We start from the raw sequence: 20,929 nt of genomic DNA, 5'->3' as shown, positions 1-20,929 counted from the left end.
TTCTCGTCGCTCCATCCACGGATGCTTCAGTTTAAGCCGGGCGTTCTGATGCCAGAGGCGTTGGCGGAGGAGGTGGTCGACCGTTTCGATGCCGCCCTGCCGCGCCTGCGAGAATTGATCGCTCGAGCACCGCCGCCATGGCGGGCCATAGCCGCGGACAGGCAGCGACCAGTGGGTCCTGACGGTCTCGCCCCGTTCCTTCGGGAGGCGGCACGCCAGTGACAGGCGAGCGTCCGTCGTTGATGGAGACGCTCTGGAGGTCAGAGAGGCGCTTCTCCGACTGCACGGCGTGGACGGTCCAGAGCTGTTCCGAGCCTGCGGAGAGAGCCACGGCGGCGTCTGTCGGTGCGGCTAGCAGCGCTCGACAAGCTCTTCGCCTCGTCCAGCCCCTGCGCACTAGCAAACTGGCCACCACGGTCAGCAACAAGCTTGTCGTGGCTGTCGGCTTCAATCGCTGTGCGGTCGAGAGCGGTGACGCAGTGCATCTACGGCAGCGCTCAGCAACTCGCTCCAGGCGGAGCTCGGTCGGGCGTCAAGTTTCAATGCCCTGCCAAGCGCGCGCAAGCGACCCGGGATTCTGAACAATAGCCGGACCTTTGGAACAAACACACGCACCCTCAGCGGCGTCCGGTTCCCCATTTTTTTCAGCGTGCCCGCTCCCTGTCCCCAGCGCGGGCACTCGGCAAATTGCTCTAACCCAGGCGCTCAGCCTGCGATTCTCCATTTACTTACAGCGACAGGAGCGCATCGCCCCGCCTATAACGGTTTTCATGTCTGCTGAAGAGCTGCCGTTTTCGATCCAGTGGGCCGCCGACCAGTGGTCTAGAAAGGGCCATTTGACTGCAGATAGACCCCGACCCCAGCTTTAGGTGATGTTGTCCATGAAGGTCTCGAACTCGTGGGCCCCAGTCCATCCGAGCGACGCTGTGGGGCCGCTACTGAACTATCCTTTCGGCGAGCGTCTCGCTTATTACCAATGACATTCAGCCATTGATATTCTGCGCACCATTGGAACCAAAAAAATGCAAGCCTCGTCTCCTCCTCAACCGTTCAATTGCGACCTGGCCGATCCAGCCTCTTTCGGTGATATTCGCTTTCAACATCTCTGAACGCGCGCCTACTCAGAAAGTGCATAGCCGACGGACCTGACGGTCCGTATAAGATTCTGCCCGCCGGCCTCATTGAGCACCGCGCGCAACCGGCCGATGTGGACATCGACGGTGCGAGGGCCAACATGAACAGCGCGCGGCCAGGCTGCATTCTGCAGTTCTTCCCTCGAGTACACCCTATGTGGATTCTTCATAAGCTGGTGCAGCAGGCGGAACTCGGTTGGGCCGAGATGAATTATGCGGCCGTTTCGCCGTACGCGGTGTCTAGTCACATCCAATTCGAGATCGAGAAAGGTCAGCAGTTCTCGTGGGAGAACCGGGATCCGATTCGAATCGCGCCACATCGCACCGATGCTTGTCATCAGTGTCTCGGGCGAAAATGGTCTGCTGAGGTACTGGTCCGCACCGGACTCGAGAAACTCTTGCTCACTTACTTGATCACCTTCGGCCGCAAGGACAATAATCGACATCAACCGCGTCCGACGATCGAGACGCAGGCGTGCACAGAGTGTCTGCGTCTCAATACCGGGTAGCAGTGATTCGAGGAGCAATACGTCTGGAGTGAATCCTTGAAGGCGCTCAGCCAAGCCTTTCCCGTCGCTCACCCCGGCAACAACAAGCTCTTTTCTCCTAACGGTGTATTCTAGAAAAGAGCGAAAGCTGTCGTCTGCCGCAGCGATCAGGACGATCGGCGGCGGCAGCGACTCGGGACTAGTACTCTCATTCAACATCGTGCCAGACCTTCCAGATGTAGCTTCGACGGTTCTGTCGCGAATCGAAATTTTGGACGTGGAGAGCGGTATCAGTGACGCTGATCATGCTGTAAAGAGTTCAGATTTACACGGCCTGGACGATCTGAATTGTGGGAGTGGATTACTTGCTTGCCCATCATGTGAACGACGCGGTGCTCGATGCGAACTAGGCCGGCGATCCAGCTCGATTGCATTAGTGACTTTGGCTTCGATTGATGCACGTAGCCTTCAGCAGCCGTAGGGCTCAATCGGCCAAACCACCTTTGAGCGTCACATGCGAGAATGGCTTTCCGATTGGTCCAGTGGTTGTCGGTCCCAATGAGATTCGACCTACTGTAGCGGTGCAAGGCCTTGTGCAGGAAGCGTTTGGCAGTCACCAACTCGCACTGTTCACTGAAGAAGATCTCGACCAAGTCGTCGACGCGGTAGAGGTGAATCCATAGACTGTGGACTTTGTTGTAGTCCTCGTTAAGCTGCGATCTGTCGCTAACTCTCGGCTTACGCGGATTGAAGCGCGTCGGAAGCGGCGCCGAAAAGCGCACGCCCCTGTATTGGGTCGTCGAATGGTAGACCAACAGACTCTGGTCAGCTTTTATCTCCTTCAAGGCGCACTGGTGGAGATTGTAGGGCACGCATCGGCGTGACGCCCCAGCGGTGCAGGACGGAGCGGTGGTGCCTGCTCTAGCATTGTCCGCGAGCGTCATCATCGGATCAATTTCCTCCGTCCATGACAGGTTATGGGAGTCGAACTGCATAAGCCGTGCCAACGGGGACTTCTTTTTGAAACAATGTCATAGGCCTAATACTGTTGTCTCGGATGTCCGACATTGTCGGACATCAGCCAAGGCGGAATATGGTTAAACGATGTGTGTTCTAGTTCGCTCACAAAGCCTGTTGAACTGCTCCGTGGAAATGCCGTGGAAACGACCCTGGGTTCTGTGACGAATCTGGAGCGAAGAGCATGTCCACGGCGCCCCTCATGTAGCGGCATTTGAGATTGCTCGACGATGGATGGTTCTGGATCCGCGAGCCTGGTTTGACCGCGGACAGAAGATGCGGCAAGCGGGTTTCGCCCCCCGAATGGATCTCCTCGCCAAGCAATTCGATGCCGTGGTGGTCTGAACAAGAACGGAACCAAGTCTCTTCAAGTTCTCCATCGTGCGACAGCTTGAGAGAAGATCATACCGCCTGCGTTATGACTTATCCGGCGAGTAGTGCACAAATGTGGCCTATGCATTGGCAAGCTAACTAGTTTCCGTCCATATAACACGCCTATTTTGTAGCGTTTGCAAGCGCTTGTCTCAGATCGGCCTCCTCTTGGAGGGGTGTGGACGGGGTCTAAGGCTTAGTTTTTTGTCAGAGCGGAGTTTGCTGGGTAATCGCGCGCACTGCGGGAGGCGGGCTGAACTGCGACGCGGATTGGCATCAGGTTTGAGGCGCGGGAGGAGGACGAGGTTATAGGCCCGACCGCGGACCAGACATATCTCTTGACGTGATCAAGGCCGCGCCAGGTGCAGCGCGCCAAGCCGCAGGCGCGCTTCAGGCAGGAGATGCTGGCCTCGATGCCGGCGCGGAAGTTGCGCAGCTTGCGATGGACCCATGTTTTCGATCCGCAGGCCGGCCTTTTTGTGGAAGGCCAGATCGTGGCCGCCGCACGCCTTCGCTGCGACCAAGTTGTTGCGCGTGGCAAAGCCACCACCGGCCGCCGCCTGCCGTGGCGCGTTGCCATAGAAGGCGATGTGGCGTTCCAGCATTGGTAAGCATCCGGCCAAGGCCGCAGTCTGAAGGACTTTCAAATTTTTCGGCGTGATTTGCGGGCCCACCTTGCGGCCAGATCGTCGACGGCATTGTTGAGCTCGGCGAAGTTGGCCTTTTCCGGATCGTAATCGGTGCTGCCCCACCATTCGACGAGCTCGGCATGCCGCTCGTGGGTTGGATCGGCGAGAGCCTCGCGGAACTCCTGATAGCCCCATGGCCCGCCGACGTCCTCGGGAGGGCAGCGGCCGGTTGCTTCGAGGAGCATGGGCTCCGCGAGACCGACGACGGGGAAGGTCCGCTCGATCTTGATGCTGTGTGTCCACCGTCGCCGAAGTCGTAAAGGTACTTTAACGATCTCGCGCCGATATCTTCGATCGCCGCCAGCAGGAGATCTTGCGCGCATCGAGCGGGCCATCTCCCCAGTCCGGATCAGCCAGACCAAAGCCGACGTCGCGGATACGGAACTCGTAAAGGTGGCTGTTGGTCCAACCCATCGCCGCCTGCAGCACCTCGTGAAGGCGATGGAGCCTGATACGGAACGGCACCACAACGCGCCGCATCACCGTCGGTTCGACGTGGTCGAGGGTGACCTTCAGGCGGGCCAGAGAAGCCGGCATCTTTAGGCTGCCAGCCTGTGCGCAGACGACGCGCTCTTCCAATTCCAAGGCAAGAGTTCATCGATCCGATGCGCAGGATAACCGGCGATGCGGTGAAGCACGTCGGCGAGCCAGGCCTGCGGATCGACGCGGTTCATCTTGGCCGAGACGATCAAGCTGTACATGGCAGCGACCCGCTGGCCACCGCGGTCCGAACCGGCGAATAACCAGGGCGTAGGGCGCGTTCGGCGGCATTGTTCGAGAGACAGACACGCCCGTCGTCGAGGAAGAGGCTGAAGGCAGGCCAGCGGTTCAGCAGGTAATCGAAGGCCTTGGCGAGATCATGATCGCGCGACAACTTGGCACGCTGAGCCTTCATCCACGCTTCCAGCTCCAGGACCAAAGATTTGCTGCGCTCCTGACGAACGGCCTTTCGGACCTCCGCACTTTGACCGTTGATGTCGCGCTCGATGCCGAACAGGGCGTCGATCCGCTGCACCATTTCCAGGGCGATCGGCGAGATGACGGCCGGCTTCTTGCCCTGCGCTCTTCGACGCGCATTCGCCTCGACGTCGGCCATCGCATAAAAGGGCCGCCTCGCATGAACCCAGCAGGTTGCTTCCGTTATCGGGCCGGGCCGTCGATCCGGAAGATTGAGCTTGGTGTAGCCGCCATAGGCGTCCGCCTGCAGAATGCCGCTATAGCCGGCGAGATGCGCCTGCGGGTGCTCCCCCCCCGCGCGCGATCACGGGAATAGTAGAACATCGCCGACGGTGCGGCTGAGCCGCCAAACGATCGATCGTCGCGGACATAGACCCACTTCGGGCAATATCGGTCTTCCCTGCGGCCGGGACCGGAACCGTCGTGTCGTCGCCATGCAACCGCCCCGCCGCAAACGTATGGGCTTCGATCCGCTTGAGGAGCGGATCGAGCACGGCACAGCAAGCGCCGATGCTGTCGGCCACCGTCGACAGGCTGAGGGCAACGCCCTCGCGTTCGAAGCGCTCGACCGGACGATTGAGCGGCAGATGCTGGCCGAACTTGTCGAACAGGATCATCGCCAGAAGATGGGGGCCGGCCCATCCGCGCGGGATGGCATGGAAAGGGGCCGGAGCCTGGCTGATCTTTTCGCAGTCGCGGCAAGTGAGCTTCTCGCGCACCGTCTGGATCACTTTCCATTGGCGCGGAATGACCTCGAGGGTCTCGGTGATGTCCTCACCCAGCTTGCGCAGTCGATCGCCGCCACAGCATTGGCAGCGCACGGGACCGGGCACGACGACGCGTTCGCGCGGAAGATGCTCGGGGAAAGGCTTTTCACCGGCCGGCTGCGGATAAAGCCGGCGACATCGACGGCCGCCACCGCCATTTCGGCTGCGAGTTCGTCCTCGGTCGCCGCCATCTCCAACTCTTCCAGTTGGAACTCCATCTGGTCGATCAGCCGGCACGACGCTCCGCCTTCGGGCCATAAAGCTGCCGCTCGAGCTTTTCGATGCGCAGTTTCTGCCGGGCGATGACGGTAAGATCCTCGGACGCCTTGGCCTTCGCGACGGCAAGTTCAGCCTCGACCTGCGCGCCTTTGGCGCGTGCCGCGATGAGCTCTGCCCGCAGGGCAGCCACATCGTCATGAAGCAAATCAGGGCTGTTTTCCATGCCCGAAGTGAATCACAGAAGCCCTGATTTACCCAGCGTTTAAAGGACTTGCCCCGGAATATTCGCCTTCAGATGGCTCACCCGGCGCTGGTCGGACGCCAGCTCTGCTGCGGGTTTCGCCAATCAATCCCCTCCAACAGATAGGACATCTGAACCGGCGGTCAGCGCGATCGCGCCACCCTCCGTCGCCGGCCAAATGAAGCGGCCGCGCTCGAGCCGCTTCGCATACAGCGATAGGCCGATCCCATCCTGCCAAAGGGCTTTTATCAGTCGGCCGTTGCGCCCGCGAAAGACGAAGACATCGCCCTTAAACGGATCGCGGCCGAGGCCCTCCTGCATCAGCAGTGCCAGACCCTGCATGGCCTTTGCGGTTATGCGGAGCCGGCAGCAATCGGGCCATTTTGTCCTTTTCATTCCAGTAACTTAGAGCACCTAATCTGCTTTTATGCTCGGCATAATTGTTGTGGTCTCCCGATGGTCTTTTGACCTCGGGAGGAGACCAACGTGTCAAAGTCGAAGGAAGTTCTGCTCGAATGCCCGCAATTGATGGACCCAGGCGCCTTGCGACCGTCCTTGGAAGCGTTCACGAATCGATTATTGGGCCTAGGATACACGCGCCTGACGGTGTCCGGCTACGAAGCCTCGGCTCGTCATTTCGGGCAATGGCTGCAAACTACGAAGATCCCGGCCGCGGAGATCGACGGACGAGCATACGGTTCGCCGCTTTGCTGGGCATCGATGCCGCTGCCCCGGCAGTCGATCGGCAGACCGTCTTTCCATCAAATACGTGAACCGCGCACGCCGGTTCGTAAATTTCCTCGCGGAGTGCAGGCTGGTGGCGCCGTTAAAGGAGAAGGCGCCACGCGTCCACTACGAGCAAGTTCTTGCATTCCAGATTTGGCTGAGACGCCATCGGGGTATCTCGGAGCGCACCGTCCGGCGCCATGGCCTTATGGTCATGCGACTGATCCCCGCGCTGGGCAATGATCCAAGGCGGTACGATGCCGCTCTCGTCCGGCAAGCGATCCTAGATGGGGGAAGCGAAGCTCGCCAGCTTACCTCAAGACTATGACGATGGCGCTGCGGGGCTATCTCAAATATTTGGCGGTGCAGGGGTTGTGCCATCCGGGGCTGGATCAGGGCAGTACCGACGATCCCGCAATGGCGGTTGTCAGCGTTGCCGCGCTACATCTCCGCGGCGGAAGTCGAGCGGGTCATCGCGTCGTGCGACGTCACGATGCCAATGGGCATCCGCGACCGCGCAGTGCTTCTGCTGCTTTCCCGCCTTGGCCTGCGCGCTGGCGACATTTCAGGCATGTGCCTCGAAGATATCGACTGGAATGAAGGAACCTTGCGCGTTCGCGGCAAGGGACGCCGCGAGATCCGGCTTCCACTGCCCCAAGACGCTGGGGACGCGGTTATCGACTATTTGCGACACTCCCGTCCCCCGCCGGTTGTGACCACATTTTTCTGCGGACCATTGCGCCGTTCCGGCCATTGGTCAGCACGAGTGTTTCAAGCATCGTCAGTCTTGCGCTTGCGAGGGCGGGCATCGATCACGCTCCGTCCCGAGGCGCCCATCTCCTCCGGCACTCGGCTGCAACCAATATGCTGCGGGCCGGCGCCACGCTGGATGTGATCGGAACCGTGCTTCGCCATCGGTCAGTTGATACCACCGCCCATTACGCAAAGGTAGACGTCGACATGTTGGCCCAGATCGTCCAGCCCTGGCCAGGGGGTGCGTCATGCTGAGCCAAGACCTCGCACGCTATGTAGACCTGAAGCATAGGCTGGGGTTCAAGTTCCGCGTCCAGCACACGCTTTTGAAGAGCTTCGTTGCTTTTGCCGAGCGACACGACGACCGACATGTCCAAGCGGCGCGCGTGCTCGAATGGGCGAGACTTGCACCGTCGCCGCAGCAGCGCCGCAACCGACTATTGACGGTTCGCCGCTTTGCACTGGCGCTGTCAGCGAAGGATCGGCGCCATGAGATTCCGCCGCCCGCGGACGCTTTGGGCGGCGGCCTTTTCGAGCGGCGGCTTCCACACATATACGCCGCCGACGAGATCGCCGCACTAGGGTCTGTACTCAATTAGGATTCCATCTGGGGGGAAGTTGTGATTCAAGGCTTCCGCATGATGGAGGCCTGGATGCGAAAATAACTCTATTGGCTGAGTGACGAGGATTGGAAGCAGCTCGAACCGCTTTTGCCTCGCGGTCGACGCGGTGCGCGTCGGGTGGATGACCGGCGTGTGATCAGCGGCATCATGCAAATGTTGCGCTCGGGGGCGCGCTGGCGTGATTGCCCGCCCGAATACGGCCCTTACACGACGATCTACAATCGCTTCAATCGTTGGAGCCGGCAGGGCATCTGGCTGGCGATGTTCGAGGCACTGACCGGCAGCACGGGTGTGATCGGCACCGCTGCGATCGTTCGCATGTTAAGGCGCACCGCTCCGCCGCCGGCGGAAAAGGGGGGTCTTCGCAGAAGCCATCGGGCGATCCCGCGGTGGCCGCACGACCAAGATCCACGCGTTGACCGATACCGCCGGCCGACCGCGCGTCCTCATGATCGCTCCGGGCAATCTGCATGACGTGATGATGGCTGCGGAACTTCTCAGCGCCGCTGCACCAGTCGAGCGGCTGCTTGCTGACAAGGCCTATTACACCAATCGCCTGCGGACTTTTCTCGCTCAGCGCGGAATTGAGCCCGTCATCCCGTCCCTCGCCAGGCGCAAACGATGATCCCTTACGATCGCGAAGCCTATCGCCAGCGCAATCTCATCGAACGCATGTTCGCCAGGCTCAGGGACTTCCGCCGGATCGCTACGCGCTACGACAAGCTCGCACGGAACTTCCTTGCTGGCGTCCTGCTCGCTGCCGCAATAACCTGGTGGCTCAATTGAGTCCGGACCCTAATGCGGGTGGCTGCCCGCCTGGAGCCATTGGACTCGCTAAGACCGCTGATGTACGAGACCCTGTTCGGCTTGCTGGCCGCCACCGGCATGCGCATTTCCGAAGCTCTCGCTCTTCAGCTCGATGACATGACCGCCGATGGTCTGATCATCCGACAAACCAAGTTCCAAAAGAACCGCTTGCTACCGCTCCACCCGACAACGCGGGGTGCATTGGATCGGTATTTGGCAGCGCGTCGTCGGGTCGGAACCTTGAACAGCGCGCTGTTCGTTTCCTGCACCGGCGCTCCGCCAGCCTACAGTACCGTGATCGCCGTCTTCCTTCGGCTCGCGCGATTGGCCGGGCTGCGCGGGGAGCCGGTCAAGTCGGACCTCGCATTCATGATCTCCGGCACACCTTCGCCGTACGCTCTTTGGAGCGATGCCAGCATGACCGCAATGCTGGCCGTCATATCGCCGCCCTCAGCACCTATCTGGGCCACGCTCATGTCACTGACACCTACTGGTATCTACACGCGACGCCGATACTGATGAGGCAGATTGCGGCGGCAGGCGAAGCGCTACACCAAGGAGCCGTCGCATGACCGCGTTGGCTCCGCATCTCACTGCCTTTCCGCGTGAGCACCTGCCGCATGAGGGGCGGGCAAGCCAACATACCTGCGCGGCTTACGCCTACAGCTTCCAGCTGCTGCTCTCCTTCGCGGCGGCTCGTTTGGGGACCACTCCGTCCCGCATCGAGATCGAGCAGGCCGAGCCCGCCTTCGTCCCGGCTAAAGTCGTTGACTTTGCCAGCCGTGATGCTTTCGAAGCGGCCATGTTTGTGAACTTCCCGAATGGCGTGAAGGTGAGAATTGGCTCCGCAGCGCCATCCGAACTGGCGGCCGCGGTGATGCGAGCGCTCAAATGATCCCGATCAGTTCCGGGGTGCGGGTGTGGATCGCAAGCGGTCACTGACATGCGTAATTATGTTATCTGCGCGCGCTCTTCTACCGATCATCGCCGCCGCCGCTCTGGTCCGGTCAGCAAAACTGCATGTCTCATGAATTGCTCAGTGCGCTCTTAAGTCCACTCTTAAGAGAGCAGACCACGGATAAGTGGAACTTCGCAAGGCGGTCCCCGCCGGAGGGATACCAGCATTGGCAGCAAGCGAGCGTTGTTGGCCGGATCGCCAGCCTCCACCACCAGATCGAGCATCGTTCCGCTCTGGCCGGGCGGTCAGATTGAGTTTCTGGCCGTATTCGACGTCGCGATTGCCTTTCACGATGATATCGCATGGGGCTCGAACCCGCCGGCACAGTTTCGCCGGCCAGGACGCGCCGCTCGCTCTGTTTCATGACGCGTTCGATCAGCGGCCGGCAGTGACTGACCTCAATCTGCCACGCTGGTCCAGATAGGTCACACGGTGTGTTCGTGGCGCATTGTCGGCTCCGGCGGTGGCAGGACTTAGAATCAGTGGCATGATCCAGGATACCTGAAAATTGCCGGGCCTTGCCCGCGCAAAACTGCAGTTTATTTAATAAAATCAAACGCTCGTTTATGGATGAAAGTAGCTAATCGAGCGTTAGCGCTTGCGCGGTGATGGCCCGGAGCGGCCATACGGTCGAAATTTCGGCGGCAGCCCGCTTTACCTTCTCGGCTATCGCTGTGACGCGTTCCTCGCCTAGACGAAAGGACGGCGCCACCACGGCGAGTGCCGCAACACTTTCGTCACCGACCCTCACCACGGCTGCGATCGAGGACACGCCTGGCTCCGCCTCCTCCCGAGCAAAGCCGAATCCTTGGCGACGGGTTTTTTTCAGCTCGGATAGAAGCGCGTCCACAGAGCCTACAGCGTTCGGCCCGAAGTCGCGCCTGTTGCGAAACCCGGAATCCAGCACGACCTTCAGCGCCACGTCGTCGGGAAGTGTCGCCAGCCATGCCTTCCCGCTGGCGGTGACATGCGCTGGCAGTGTCGGGAAAACCCTTAGTTGGCAGACTAAGCTACCCCGCGCGCCTTGAGCACTGGCAATCGTGGTAAGACGCCCGCTCGCCACAACACCAAGTCGGACCAGCTCGTGGATTTCTCTTGCAAGCCGGTCGACGGTCGGCCGACACACGTCAGTGATCTGCGACGCGTGCAAGAAGCGGAAGCCTACCGCAGGCAGTTTTAGGGTGAGCCGATATAGTTCAGTTCGCTCATCCTGTTCCACCCAACTGAGCCCGCAAAGGGTCGAGAGAATTCGATGCGTGCCACTTCGTTGCAGACCGAGTTTGTCAGCAATCTCGCTGAGGCGCATACTGCGGCCCTCTTCTGCCAGTAGTTCAATCACCGAGAAGCAGTTCTCTAACAAGGAGTTGGCAACCTTCATTTGGTGGAATTCCCTTCTATGAAGAACAGCGAATAAATAACGCTAGGGTTACGCATGTTGTCAAACGAGCTATCGTTGTGTCATAACCCATTTCGAAGTAGCGTTCCTGCCATTCTTTCGGATAATTTTGGATAGCGGCCTGATCGCGTCGGACCGGCTTCATAATTTTTTGATCGAGTGTGAGAGGCCCATAGCGGCTGCGAGAGCTGGCCATCGATGCCGCTCGAATTCGCGAAGACCGCGACCCTCATATAGAAATGTATTGCGGCAAGTTGCAAGAAGGTGATTGTTTTATCGTCGATTTCGCGGCCGCATGATCGAGCAAAGCTCATGGTCGCAAAGCTGCCATCTTGGCCGTGCAAGGGAATACTAATGCCTGCCTTAGGCTGAACTTCGCGGCCTCATCGAAAATGCGAGTTCCACCTCAGTCGTGCTAACGTCGTTGTACACATCGCTCCATCGAAAGGCGCACACCTCTTTTCGACACTTCCTGATTTCAATGACTTAAATAGAGTGCATCAGGGAACCTCGGCCGACGCCACCGTGTCGCGGACACGACAAACACAACAGACTATATCGCGACCTCATCAGCAAAGGAAAGGTGGTGTTCGTCACGCTCACGATCCCCATCACACCACAGGCCGTGCGAATGCCATAGATAAGCTGAGGAGGGTTAGGGGTCTGGACGGGACGACATAAGACGAAATTGTCGCAAAAACTTAGCCAAACCTTATTTTGCATATACGGCCATGGTCGCTAACAATTGCCCCTGTAGCTTCAACATTCAAACTTGAGTCGAGAAGCGCCGGCAATACCAAAACGAAGTGAAAGTATTGCCTTACAATCGGATCGCTGGTTAAGCGATCTTCCGTCGACACTCATCGCCAGGGTACGCCCGTAAACATATGCTCGAGATCAATCCCGGACTGTCGGAAATCACTGGTCCACAAGGTTTAGGTTTTATCTCTTAAGAGTCCTGTCGATAGGGAAAACCGAAGGAGTCTGTTCTTGGCCGGGCCGGGCTCTCACCATCTTGCGCCTTCTCTGCATCAGGCCGTTTTGTTGTTAGAAACAGTCCGAGCCAAACGCGCGAATATCGAGAAGAGGCAGTATCCCGCCGCCGGATACGGTGCACTTGCAACCGCGACGCGTTGGTGTTCGAGACGGGGTGAGCTTTAGCCATAATACGCTTTGACTAACATGCGGGCACTTTCGACTCCTCGCTAGACCACGGTGGAGCGCAAGTAACCAAGCGGCCAATATAATACTCAAGTCCACGCGACTTCGTCCATATTCTGGTACCAGCGGCCGTCGCGATGAGCCTTACATGCATATTCGAGACCTATGAGGATCCTGACAAGTGCCGAGCGATGGCCCCAATACGAGACCTCTGGAGATGATGCCTAGACCTCTCAAACCTACAGGTTCGACACTCGGCAAAGTATGATCCGATAGAATACACATACAATGCCGGCTCAGCCACTCATCAACGGGCCAAGGGCGAAGGCCCCTGGCGCGGTAAAGCAAATAGGAGCAGTCCATGCCACAGTTTCCGCCTGTGCGATTCGCAGTTATTGGCCTCAACCACGACCACGTGTTCCGTCAGACAGGCATCCTCCTGGCAGCTGGTGCAGAGCTGCACTCCTTTTATGCGTCGGAGGAGGATCTCGCGGCCGAATACGCCACGAAGTATGCGCAAGCACGACGAGCATGCTCCATCCAGGAGATACTGGAGGACGAAACGGTTCAACTCATTGTCTCTGCAGCAATTCCAGACGAGCGAGCCAGAATTGGTATTGCTGCCATGCGCAACGGTAAGGACGTGATGCTCGACAAGCCGGCATTTGTAACCTTACAAGAACTTGATCAAGCGCGAGCCGTGCAGAAGGAGACGGGCCGCATTTGTTCGGTGTTTTTCGCCGAGCGCTTCGAGAACGGCGCCACGGTGAAGGCTCTGGAACTCGCGTGTTCCGGTGCAATCGGCAAGGTAGTTCATACAACTGGTCTGGGGCCACATCGCATCAATCTGGCAACTCGACCACCGTGGTTCTTTGAGCCTTCACGCCAGGGCGGTATCCTCACAGATATCGCTTCGCATCAATTTGACCATTATCTCGCCTTCACCGGTAGCACATCGGCGGAAATCGTGGCAGCACACGTCGCAAACTACGCGCATCCGAACTGTGCGGAACTCGAAGATTTCGGCGAGGCGCTCGTGCGCGGGAATGGCGGCACCGGGTATGTTCGTGTTGATTGGTACACGCCAGATGGTCTCGGCGCTTGGGGTGATGGCCGCATCGTAGTGCTTGGCACAGATGGGTACATGGAAATCCGCAAAGTTGTTGATATTGCGGGACGGTCCGGCGCCAGCCATCTTTTCCTCGTCGATCGAAGAGGCACTCATCATTTCGACTGCAGCAGAACTCCCCTTCCCTATGGCCCGCAACTCCTCGCCGACATCATCCAACGCACCGAAACGGCGATGAGCCAGCACCATTGTTTTCTTGCCTGCGAGCTTGCGCTTAATGCGCAGATCACTGCAACCAGACTTGGCCATCTAACAAAAGCAACGACGCACAACGCGGCTACCGGCCTGGCGCGCTCGACGAGGCAGCGTCCTCGTTCCATCTGAATAGGAGGGGCATCATGCCAGTTCGGATAATCCAAGTAGGACTCGGTCGGTGGGGCATTGACTGGGCTCAGACCATTATACCTCGAGTACCTGAGGTCGTCGCAGTGGGTTGGGTGGAGCCGAACCTTGAGGTGCTGGAGAGAGTGAGGTCGCGGCTGGGGGCTCGCCCGAACCAATGCTTTGCAACTCTCGACGCAGCGCTCTCGCACATTGATGCCGACGCAGTCTTGATCACGGCTAACGTCGCGGCTCATGCTTCGCTCGTTGCACTCGCTCTTGAGACCGGCAAGCATGTATTGGTGGAGAAGCCGTTTGTGTCTAACATCCTCGAGGCACAGCACCTAGTCGATTTGGCAGATCGTTACCACCTCGTCCTAATGGTGAGTCAAAACTTCCGTTTTTTCCCTGCAGCCATCACCGCCGCCAGGCTCGTTAGAGAGCGAGCAATCGGCCCGGTCGGCGCAGTCCACGTCGAGTTCCGACGCTTCGTGAATTATATGCCAGCCGATGAAGCATACGGGCATTATGCCTTACGACAACCGCTACTCGAGGAGCTTAGTATCCATCACTTCGATCTGATGCGTATGGTGCTCGGGCAGGAACCCCGGCAGGTCTATTGTACGGCTTGGCAGCCGCCCGGGAGTTGCTTCCAAGAATCGCCGGCGGCGACGGCGACGATTATCTTCGACCAAGGCACCGTCGTTAGCTACCGCGGCAACTGGCTTAGCCCCGGAGAGGAGACGCCCTATGGCGGTGTGTGGCATGTGGAATGTGCGGAGGGAGAGATACTCTGGACCTGCCGCGGTGATCGGGATCTCACGTTGAACGGTGACCGCGTCGTGATCCGAAGGCGCGGCCGACCGGTGGTACAGGTCGACCTTCCCAAGATGCCGTCGTTCGGACGCAGAGAAAGCCTGGCAACCTTCGCACACACGGTCGAGACTGGCATAGTCAAACCTTACGCCAGCCTGGGTCGTGACAATATTGGAAGTCTCGTTCTCATGCAGGCCGCAATTGCGTCGGCTACAACGGGATCTGTGGTGCCAATCGAAGGCTAGGCATTAACTGCTCGTCGATCGGATCGTGGAACAAACTACCCTGATGCTCCGCGCGCTGGCCCTTGCAAGCCGCGTCCTGTGTTCAAGATGCAGATATGGCGCCTGCAGAGAGGCAGCGCAACCGAGGCCCGACCTAGGAGAGCAAGCTGCTGATTCCGATGGGGCCGCCCTTTGTTCCAGGATGATCCCGCCCCCTGAGGCTGGGTCCTGCTGGCTGTTATTATTGTTTGGTGTCGGGAGTCAAGATTTTCGGCCCTGATTTCGCCGTACTTTCACCGGTTAGATCGACGCGATGGGCGTTATGGACCAGCCGATTGAGAATGGCAACGGCGTAGATTGGATTGCCCATGATCTCGTGCCACGCAGATACGGGTAGCTGGCTGGTAGTGATCGTCGAGCGGCGTCCGTAGCGATCAAGAAGGTCATGGCATGCTTGCTCATTAAGCGGCTCTAGACCCCAATCATTAAACTGAACCGCATGCGACACCGTTCAGCGAGAATGCGCCGCAGAGCAACGCAATCGTCCGATCCGATTGCCGACGCCACGCGGCTGATGCGCTCGATTGTCCAGTCGGCAAAGCGGCGATGCGATGATGGCCTGTGCGCCGGCGTTCGTGTGCTTGCGCGCCTCGACTTGCTCGCGGCAGATCGGTTTGCAAAGACGTATCATTCGACGCGCAGCGGCCGCAGAGGAGGATGATCGATCTCTTCAAACATCTGGCGTCGTGTGCGCCCGACGCAGCGCAGAACACGGGTGTCGTTGAACCAACGAACAATTCACCAATCGCCGCATTGACGTCGGCGAGGCTGTAAAGACGCGGCGGCGCAATCGGCCAAGTAGCCAACACTCGACGATACGAGCCGCGGCTTCGGCTTTTGCCTTGTCCCACAGGCGGCGCGGTCGCGTCGGCAAACCGGCACTGCCATGATGGGCCGCCAACCCGGCATAGGTGCATTGGCCCGCGGATCAAAATGGCGGTCTTGATGACGGCGACCTTAGCATTATGGGGAGCAACAGCGCCGGCGCACCACCAAATGCCTCAAGCGTAAGCAGGTCAGTGGCATTCAATTCGTCATAAAGATTTTACAAACGTGTTACTCGCCTTCTTCCCGTTCGAAAGGCAGTGTATCAGCAGTGAGATGGGCATCGGCCACTTGCCGTACGCTGCCCTCAGTTCTGTTTCTTACAAAATCACGAGGCGGGTGAAATGCACCCGCGCGGAAAGGAGTGGCGACCTTGACTGATTGCCATCATGTGCGCGTGGGGGATTTGACCATAGGCAACGATCTACCACTGACTTTGATTGCAGGGCCCTGCGCACTCGAAAGCCGCTCACACGGCTTGGAGATGAGTCAAGCACTCGCGGAAATGACCACAAGGCTCGGGCTAGGTCTTATTTACAAGTCGTCGTTCGATAAGGCGAACCGGACCAGCCATCAATCCGATCGCGGGCTGGGTCTCTACGATGGATTGCCGATCCTAGCCGAAATCCAGGAGACGGTAGGCTGTCCAGTCTTGACGGACGTTCATGAACCCAACCAATGTGCTTCGGTCGCAGAGGCTGTTAGCGTTCTTCAGATTCCGGCGTTTCTTTGCCGCCAGACAGACCTTCTCGTGGCAGCTGCCAGAACAGGCCGCGCGGTAAACGTCAAAAAAGGTCAGTTCTTGGCGCCATGGGACATGAAGCATGTCGTCACGAAGTTGCTTCACAGCGGAACTGAACGTGTCTTGGTGTGCGAACACGGCGCATCCTTCGGTTACAACTCACTCGTTTCTGATATGCGAAGCCTGCCGATCATGGCAGCGGAGACAGGCTGCCCTGTTGTTTTTGACGCCACGCATTCTGTCCAGCTGCCAGGCGGGCAGGGCAGCAGAAGTGGCGGCCAGCGTGAGTTCGTTCCTGCTCTGGCGCGCGCCGCCACAGCGGTAGGTATCGCCGCGGTCTTCCTTGAGACGCACCAGGACCCAGACAAAGCTCCGTCGGACGGACCCAACATGCTACCCCTGAAAAGCTTGCCCGCGTTGCTGCAGACCCTGGTCGAATTTGACAGGTTGGCTAAGGCGAATCCGCTGAGCGCACTTCCTAAAGGCTTAGCATGAGGCCGGTGCTGAGTACGATCGCATCGACGCGGATGAAGTCTCCAACCCGTGCAACCTTAGAGATACCAGGTTTTAGCGCGCCCGTTTGGGTGTGAGAGCTTATTGCTCCCTCCGAAATCCTCCGTTAGTGCCCCTCAACAACCGGGCCATTCGCGAACCAAACGCATTAACGAGGTTCTTCATCTCGGAGATGCCGACCCGTCGATTGCCCATTCGGGCACAAAGAACCAATGCTTTCCCGCAGCGCGCGTACTTCGATGCAGCGCAGCGTTCATAACACATGAGAGGCAGTTACCGACTGTATCTAGGACCACGTAGGCAAGCTATAGCGGTTTTACGAAAAGTATAGGAAACGTTTGCCTGAAGTTTGCTTGATCTAATGTCGTGATAGCTGGAGTGTTTGCATAGGAGTTCTAATAAGCTGGAGGAGCTCAAGCCATGAAGACGAATCAAGAAACCACTGGGCCCGAGTCCAGCGAGGCCAGTGCTCGCAAGATGCTTAGTCGTGCCAGGGAATTCCTGCGCATGGAAGCAGAAGCTCTCCACCATCTCGCGCGAACCATAGACGACCAAATCTGCACGGTTGCTAATCTTATCTTGCGATCTAACGGCATTGTTGCCGTCACTGGCGTTGGAAAATCTCGACTCATCAGCGAGAAGATCTCGGCCACCCTCGCGTCGACTGGTACCCGCTCAATCCCCCTCAATCCCACCGACGCACTGCACGGGGACCTTGGTCGACTGCGGTCAGAAGACATACTCCTTTGCCTCAGCAACTCAGGTGAAACCGAAGAGCTGACAAGATTTGTAGTTGCAGCAAGACCGCTTGGAGTGACGATCGTAGCCATGACTGGAAATGCAGGGTCGCCTCTTGCAAGAATGTCGGATTTCGTCGTGGATATGGGTTCGATGCCTGAAGCCTGTCCTCTTGGGCTGGCCCCAACGACGACGACAACGGCACAGATGGCACTAGGCGATGCCCTCGCGTTGGTGATGCTCGAACAACGTGGTTTAAGTTCGGAAGACTTCGCGCGCTATCATCCTGCTGGTAGCCTAGGACAGCGCCTATTGCGTGTTCGAGAGGTCATGAGACACGATGACAGGTTGCCAATCGTTCTCGAGGGGACACCGATCAAGCTGGCTCTCTTAATCATGTATACGACGCCCGGGCGGCCTGGTGCCGTCGTGGTCGTTGACGGCCATAGCAGTCTCCTCGGCGTTTTAACGGATCGCGACTTAGAACCCATCATAGACCAAGAGGATACTATCTTCAGCAATCCTATCGAGAGCATTATGCACCGGGACCCACCGACGATCGCGCCTGAAGCACCAGTACATGCGGCGCTGGATCTGGTTCAGCGGACGTCCCGTGAGCATCTGGTTATTGTCGATGATCTTCAGCACGTAGTCGGATTACTCGCCGCTTCAGACATTCCGGGCTTCAGCTGCACCTCTGCAGGCGCCAAGACAAGGATTCCGCTGGCGTCATGAGTAGATGCAAAGAAAGTCGCAAAGAGCGCGGATCCCACACGCCGGCGGGGCCGCTGGCGCAGGACTTCTCCGTGGTCTACAGATCGCCTAGGCCTTCCAGCATCTTTTGCTACACGCCGGGGATTACTCGGTCTGATACAGGGCGGCTAATTGCCACTCTCGACCTCGGTGGCGATGGGGTCGCCGATCTCTGCGGCCCGAAAGCGTCGCGTGCTGCGGGCGCGCGCTGCGGGAAGGGAAAACTGTTCATTTCCGATGACGGTGGCGTGACATGGTTGCACCGCATCGACTTTCCATTCTGGCATGCGCGGCCATTTTTCGCCGGCGGTGTCCTTTATGTGATAGGGCAGGCAAGCGATATGATGATTATGGCGTCATTCGATGATGGTGACAATTGGACCGCGCCCGTCCGGCTAAGTTCTGGCGAGAAGTGGCACGGTTCGGCTTGCAACGTGCACTATTACGGCCAGCATCTTTACTTGGCGATGGACCAACGGAAGGATCTAAATATAGAGGGCTGGAATGTGGCGGGCTTGGCGCCGCGCGTCTTACGCGCGCGAACAGGTGCAAATCTTCTAGATCGTGCCGCCTGGACCTTCTCGACCGCGCCGGCATTCAACGAAATCATGAAAGACGAATTCATAGATTGGGTGGGGGTACCGTTTTATCGCACTCCCGAGCGGCAGGCTGCTCAACTTGAGGGCAATCGTGTCTGCGCCCCCATGGGATGGTTGGAGCCCAATATCGTTCGTTTCCAGGATCCCTCGCACATTTGGCACGATCCCAGCGGGAAAACCGTCCATTTATTACTGCGGACCAACACCGGAGGCACTGGCTACGCAGCACTTGTCAAGGTTGTCGAATGCGAAGATGGAGAAATGCGAACTGACATCGAGCGCGTCCCTTCAGGCAACAAAGCGCTTTTCGTGCCGCTACCAGGAGGGCACCTCAAGTTTTTTATTCTCTATGATCCCATTACGTCGCTATTTTGGCTCATCAGCTCGCAACCGACCGACTCGATGGCTAAGCTGAACATGCTGCCCGCCGGGCGCTACAACTTAGCCAACAATGAGCGACACAGACTTCAGCTGCACTTTTCAAAGAACTGCATCGATTGGTGCTTTGCAGGCGTCGTAGCTGTCAGCTCTGATGAGCGGCACGCGCGCAATTATCCGAGCATGACGATTGATGGGGAGGACCTGGCTGTATTGTGCCGCTCAGGAGACGCCGGAACGCTTGACGCACAATACACGAATCTCATCACTTTTCATCGAATCTGCGACTTCCGATCCTTGAGCTACTAACGTGACGAGGCCGGCGCTTAACTGCAATTATCAGAAGATTAGCATGAACCAGGGAAAGTCCCCTATCTCGTCCCTATTGCGGAGAGTGTGAATAATGAACATTGCCCTGATAATCCCTTCACGATACGGCTCGACGCGACTTAAGGGTAAGCCGCTAAGGCTCGTTTCTGGAAAAACACTCATCTATCGGGTATGGAGTTTGGCCAGTGCCGTAAAAGGCGTTAACTCCATTCACGTTGCAACCGACGACAGACGAATAGCCGATCACGTCGAGGGTTTCGGCGGGCTTGCCACAATGACACCGGAGAGATGTGAGAACGGGACCGAGCGCGTGTTTGCGGCAGCTAAGTCCCTGAGCCCAGTTCCCAGCCACGTGCTGAACTTGCAGGGCGATGCGGTGCTGACTCCGCCGTGGGTACTCGAACGGGTGGTCGAGGAAATGGTCCGTCAGCCGGACCTCGAAATGGTGACTGCTGCCGTCCGGATGGATTGGAGGAGCTATCAAAAGGCAGTGGAGGATATGGCATCCGGAGAGGCTGGCGCCACCACCGTAGTCTTCGATCGCCATGGAAATGCTCTCTACTTTACCAAGGGCGTAATTCCCTTTGTTCGCCGCGACTCTCCGTCGTTTAGCACGGAAGGGGCGCCTGTCTATCAGCATGTCGGCATCTACGGTTATAAGTTCGAAACACTGACACATTATCTCACGTTGAAACCTGGGCCGCTTGAACGTGCCGAAAAACTGGAGCAGCTACGTGCCCTAGAAAACGGGATACCGCTGCGTGTCGTTGAAGTGGACTATCGTGGGCGCACAAATGGGTCGATTGACATTGAGGATGATATCTGCCGCGCCGAGAATATAATTTCATCTGAAGGGGAGCTACTCGACGCAGAACTGTGAGATGCTAGTCAAGATCGCTCCGATATTGTTGCAACAGCGGTGACCAAGCGCTTAATTCTGCCCCGTCACGGCAACGCCTTTCAGCCCGGAGTCAAAGTGATTTGATGATGTCCCAGGAGATGGTGTAGCTGGCAGGGTGGCCATCAGTGTTTTTCCGGTAGGGTTGGGTTGTTCAAGACCAACCTGATGGAAAGATCACCGATGACCGACGAGATGCGCAACGGTGAGGCTGACGCCGGTGATCGTGAGCAGCCGCTTGACGGCGGGATCAACCATCGTGCCTTCGGCGATCTGCCGATCGAGGATCACGAGGT

General features: G+C 58.2%; 14 protein-coding genes and 8 pseudogenes. 11 read left to right on the top strand and 11 right to left on the bottom strand.

Annotation, left to right across the window (positions count from 1 at the left end):
• Nucleotides 1-1,117 precede the first annotated feature (1,117 nt).
• The 6 genes and pseudogenes from QN224_RS31335 to tnpB all read right to left on the bottom strand — a co-directional run bounded on the left by QN224_RS31335 (nucleotide 1,118) and on the right by tnpB (nucleotide 6,225).
• Nucleotides 1,118-1,840, bottom strand: a complete 723-nt coding sequence (locus QN224_RS31335; RefSeq protein ID WP_283979838.1) for a winged helix-turn-helix domain-containing protein — start codon at nucleotides 1,838-1,840, stop codon at nucleotides 1,118-1,120.
• Nucleotides 1,841-1,911: 71 nt separating this feature from the next.
• On the bottom strand, nucleotides 1,912-2,568 hold the full coding sequence (locus QN224_RS31330) for a hypothetical protein (RefSeq protein WP_283979837.1): 657 nt from the start codon (nucleotides 2,566-2,568) through the stop codon (nucleotides 1,912-1,914).
• A gap of 720 nt (nucleotides 2,569-3,288) precedes the next feature.
• Nucleotides 3,289-3,621, bottom strand: a pseudogene (locus QN224_RS31325) (transposase); the annotation flags it as partial.
• Nucleotides 3,622-3,653: 32 nt separating this feature from the next.
• Nucleotides 3,654-4,236 (bottom strand): annotated as a pseudogene (locus QN224_RS33975) (plasmid pRiA4b ORF-3 family protein).
• Nucleotides 4,237-4,238: 2 nt separating this feature from the next.
• A pseudogene (locus QN224_RS31310) lies at nucleotides 4,239-5,865 on the bottom strand (IS66 family transposase).
• A gap of 123 nt (nucleotides 5,866-5,988) precedes the next feature.
• On the bottom strand, nucleotides 5,989-6,225 hold the full coding sequence (tnpB, locus tag QN224_RS31305; protein ID WP_283979834.1) for an IS66 family insertion sequence element accessory protein TnpB: 237 nt from the start codon (nucleotides 6,223-6,225) through the stop codon (nucleotides 5,989-5,991).
• Nucleotides 6,226-7,102: 877 nt separating this feature from the next.
• On the opposite strand from tnpB, the pseudogene QN224_RS34170 reads away from it, so the two are divergent.
• The 5 genes and pseudogenes from QN224_RS34170 (at nucleotide 7,103) to QN224_RS31280 (ending at nucleotide 9,687) form a co-directional block, all read left to right on the top strand.
• Nucleotides 7,103-7,617 (top strand): annotated as a pseudogene (locus QN224_RS34170) (tyrosine-type recombinase/integrase).
• Nucleotides 7,611-7,961, top strand: coding sequence for a hypothetical protein (locus QN224_RS31295; protein ID WP_283979833.1), 351 nt, complete (start codon nucleotides 7,611-7,613; stop codon nucleotides 7,959-7,961). The pseudogene QN224_RS34170 and the gene QN224_RS31295 overlap by 7 nt, the downstream one beginning before the upstream one ends.
• Nucleotides 7,962-8,036: 75 nt before the next feature.
• Nucleotides 8,037-8,771, top strand: a pseudogene (locus tag QN224_RS31290) (IS5 family transposase).
• Between the two features lie 18 nt (nucleotides 8,772-8,789).
• Complete coding sequence (locus QN224_RS31285; protein WP_283979832.1) at nucleotides 8,790-9,311, top strand: tyrosine-type recombinase/integrase; 522 nt, start codon at nucleotides 8,790-8,792, stop codon at nucleotides 9,309-9,311.
• 49 nt (nucleotides 9,312-9,360) lie between these two features.
• Nucleotides 9,361-9,687: a hypothetical protein gene (locus QN224_RS31280; RefSeq protein WP_283979831.1), complete on the top strand. Its 327-nt coding sequence runs from the start codon at nucleotides 9,361-9,363 to the stop codon at nucleotides 9,685-9,687.
• A gap of 224 nt (nucleotides 9,688-9,911) precedes the next feature.
• On the opposite strand, the pseudogene QN224_RS31275 reads toward QN224_RS31280, so the two are convergent.
• From QN224_RS31275 to QN224_RS31265, 3 genes and pseudogenes are all read right to left on the bottom strand, one after another.
• Nucleotides 9,912-10,159, bottom strand: a pseudogene (locus QN224_RS31275) (ISNCY family transposase); the annotation flags it as partial.
• A gap of 171 nt (nucleotides 10,160-10,330) precedes the next feature.
• Nucleotides 10,331-11,128 carry an IclR family transcriptional regulator gene (locus QN224_RS31270; RefSeq protein WP_283979830.1) on the bottom strand — a complete coding sequence of 266 codons (798 nt, stop codon included), beginning with the start codon at nucleotides 11,126-11,128 and terminating at the stop codon, nucleotides 10,331-10,333.
• 80 nt (nucleotides 11,129-11,208) lie between these two features.
• Entirely contained in the window at nucleotides 11,209-11,460 is a 252-nt protein-coding gene (locus QN224_RS31265; protein WP_283979855.1) for a hypothetical protein, read from the bottom strand.
• A 1,208-nt stretch (nucleotides 11,461-12,668) separates the two neighbouring features.
• Between QN224_RS31265 and QN224_RS31260 the strand changes: the two genes are divergently transcribed.
• Both QN224_RS31260 and QN224_RS31255 read left to right on the top strand, forming a co-directional pair.
• The gene (locus QN224_RS31260; protein ID WP_283979829.1) at nucleotides 12,669-13,760 is read left to right on the top strand and encodes a Gfo/Idh/MocA family oxidoreductase; all 1,092 of its coding nucleotides are present in this window, start codon (nucleotides 12,669-12,671) and stop codon (nucleotides 13,758-13,760) included.
• A 14-nt stretch (nucleotides 13,761-13,774) separates the two neighbouring features.
• Entirely contained in the window at nucleotides 13,775-14,818 is a 1,044-nt protein-coding gene (locus QN224_RS31255; protein ID WP_283979828.1) for a Gfo/Idh/MocA family oxidoreductase, read from the top strand.
• Nucleotides 14,819-15,058: 240 nt separating this feature from the next.
• On the opposite strand, the pseudogene QN224_RS31250 reads toward QN224_RS31255, so the two are convergent.
• Both QN224_RS31250 and QN224_RS31245 read right to left on the bottom strand, forming a co-directional pair.
• A pseudogene (locus QN224_RS31250) lies at nucleotides 15,059-15,284 on the bottom strand (ATP-binding protein); the annotation flags it as partial.
• A gap of 20 nt (nucleotides 15,285-15,304) precedes the next feature.
• Nucleotides 15,305-15,888: pseudogene (locus tag QN224_RS31245) on the bottom strand (IS21 family transposase); the annotation flags it as partial.
• Between the two features lie 167 nt (nucleotides 15,889-16,055).
• Here QN224_RS31245 and kdsA point away from each other — a divergent pair.
• From kdsA to QN224_RS31225, 4 genes are all read left to right on the top strand, one after another.
• On the top strand, nucleotides 16,056-16,919 hold the full coding sequence (kdsA, locus tag QN224_RS31240) for a 3-deoxy-8-phosphooctulonate synthase (protein WP_283979827.1): 864 nt from the start codon (nucleotides 16,056-16,058) through the stop codon (nucleotides 16,917-16,919).
• A gap of 438 nt (nucleotides 16,920-17,357) precedes the next feature.
• Nucleotides 17,358-18,410 carry a KpsF/GutQ family sugar-phosphate isomerase gene (locus QN224_RS31235; protein ID WP_283979826.1) on the top strand — a complete coding sequence of 351 codons (1,053 nt, stop codon included), beginning with the start codon at nucleotides 17,358-17,360 and terminating at the stop codon, nucleotides 18,408-18,410.
• Entirely contained in the window at nucleotides 18,407-19,714 is a 1,308-nt protein-coding gene (locus QN224_RS31230) for a hypothetical protein (RefSeq protein WP_283979825.1), read from the top strand. Before QN224_RS31235 ends, QN224_RS31230 begins: the two co-directional genes overlap by 4 nt.
• Before the next feature lie 94 nt (nucleotides 19,715-19,808).
• Nucleotides 19,809-20,615: a 3-deoxy-manno-octulosonate cytidylyltransferase gene (locus QN224_RS31225; protein ID WP_283979824.1), complete on the top strand. Its 807-nt coding sequence runs from the start codon at nucleotides 19,809-19,811 to the stop codon at nucleotides 20,613-20,615.
• The last annotated feature ends 314 nt before the right edge of the window (nucleotides 20,616-20,929 follow it).

It is taken from the genome of Sinorhizobium sp. 7-81 (assembly GCF_030124405.1).
GTDB lineage: Bacteria > Pseudomonadota > Alphaproteobacteria > Rhizobiales > Rhizobiaceae > Sinorhizobium > Sinorhizobium psoraleae.
The sequence above is the reverse complement of the archived record's forward strand: the minus strand, read 5'-3'. Positions and strand labels throughout refer to the sequence as shown.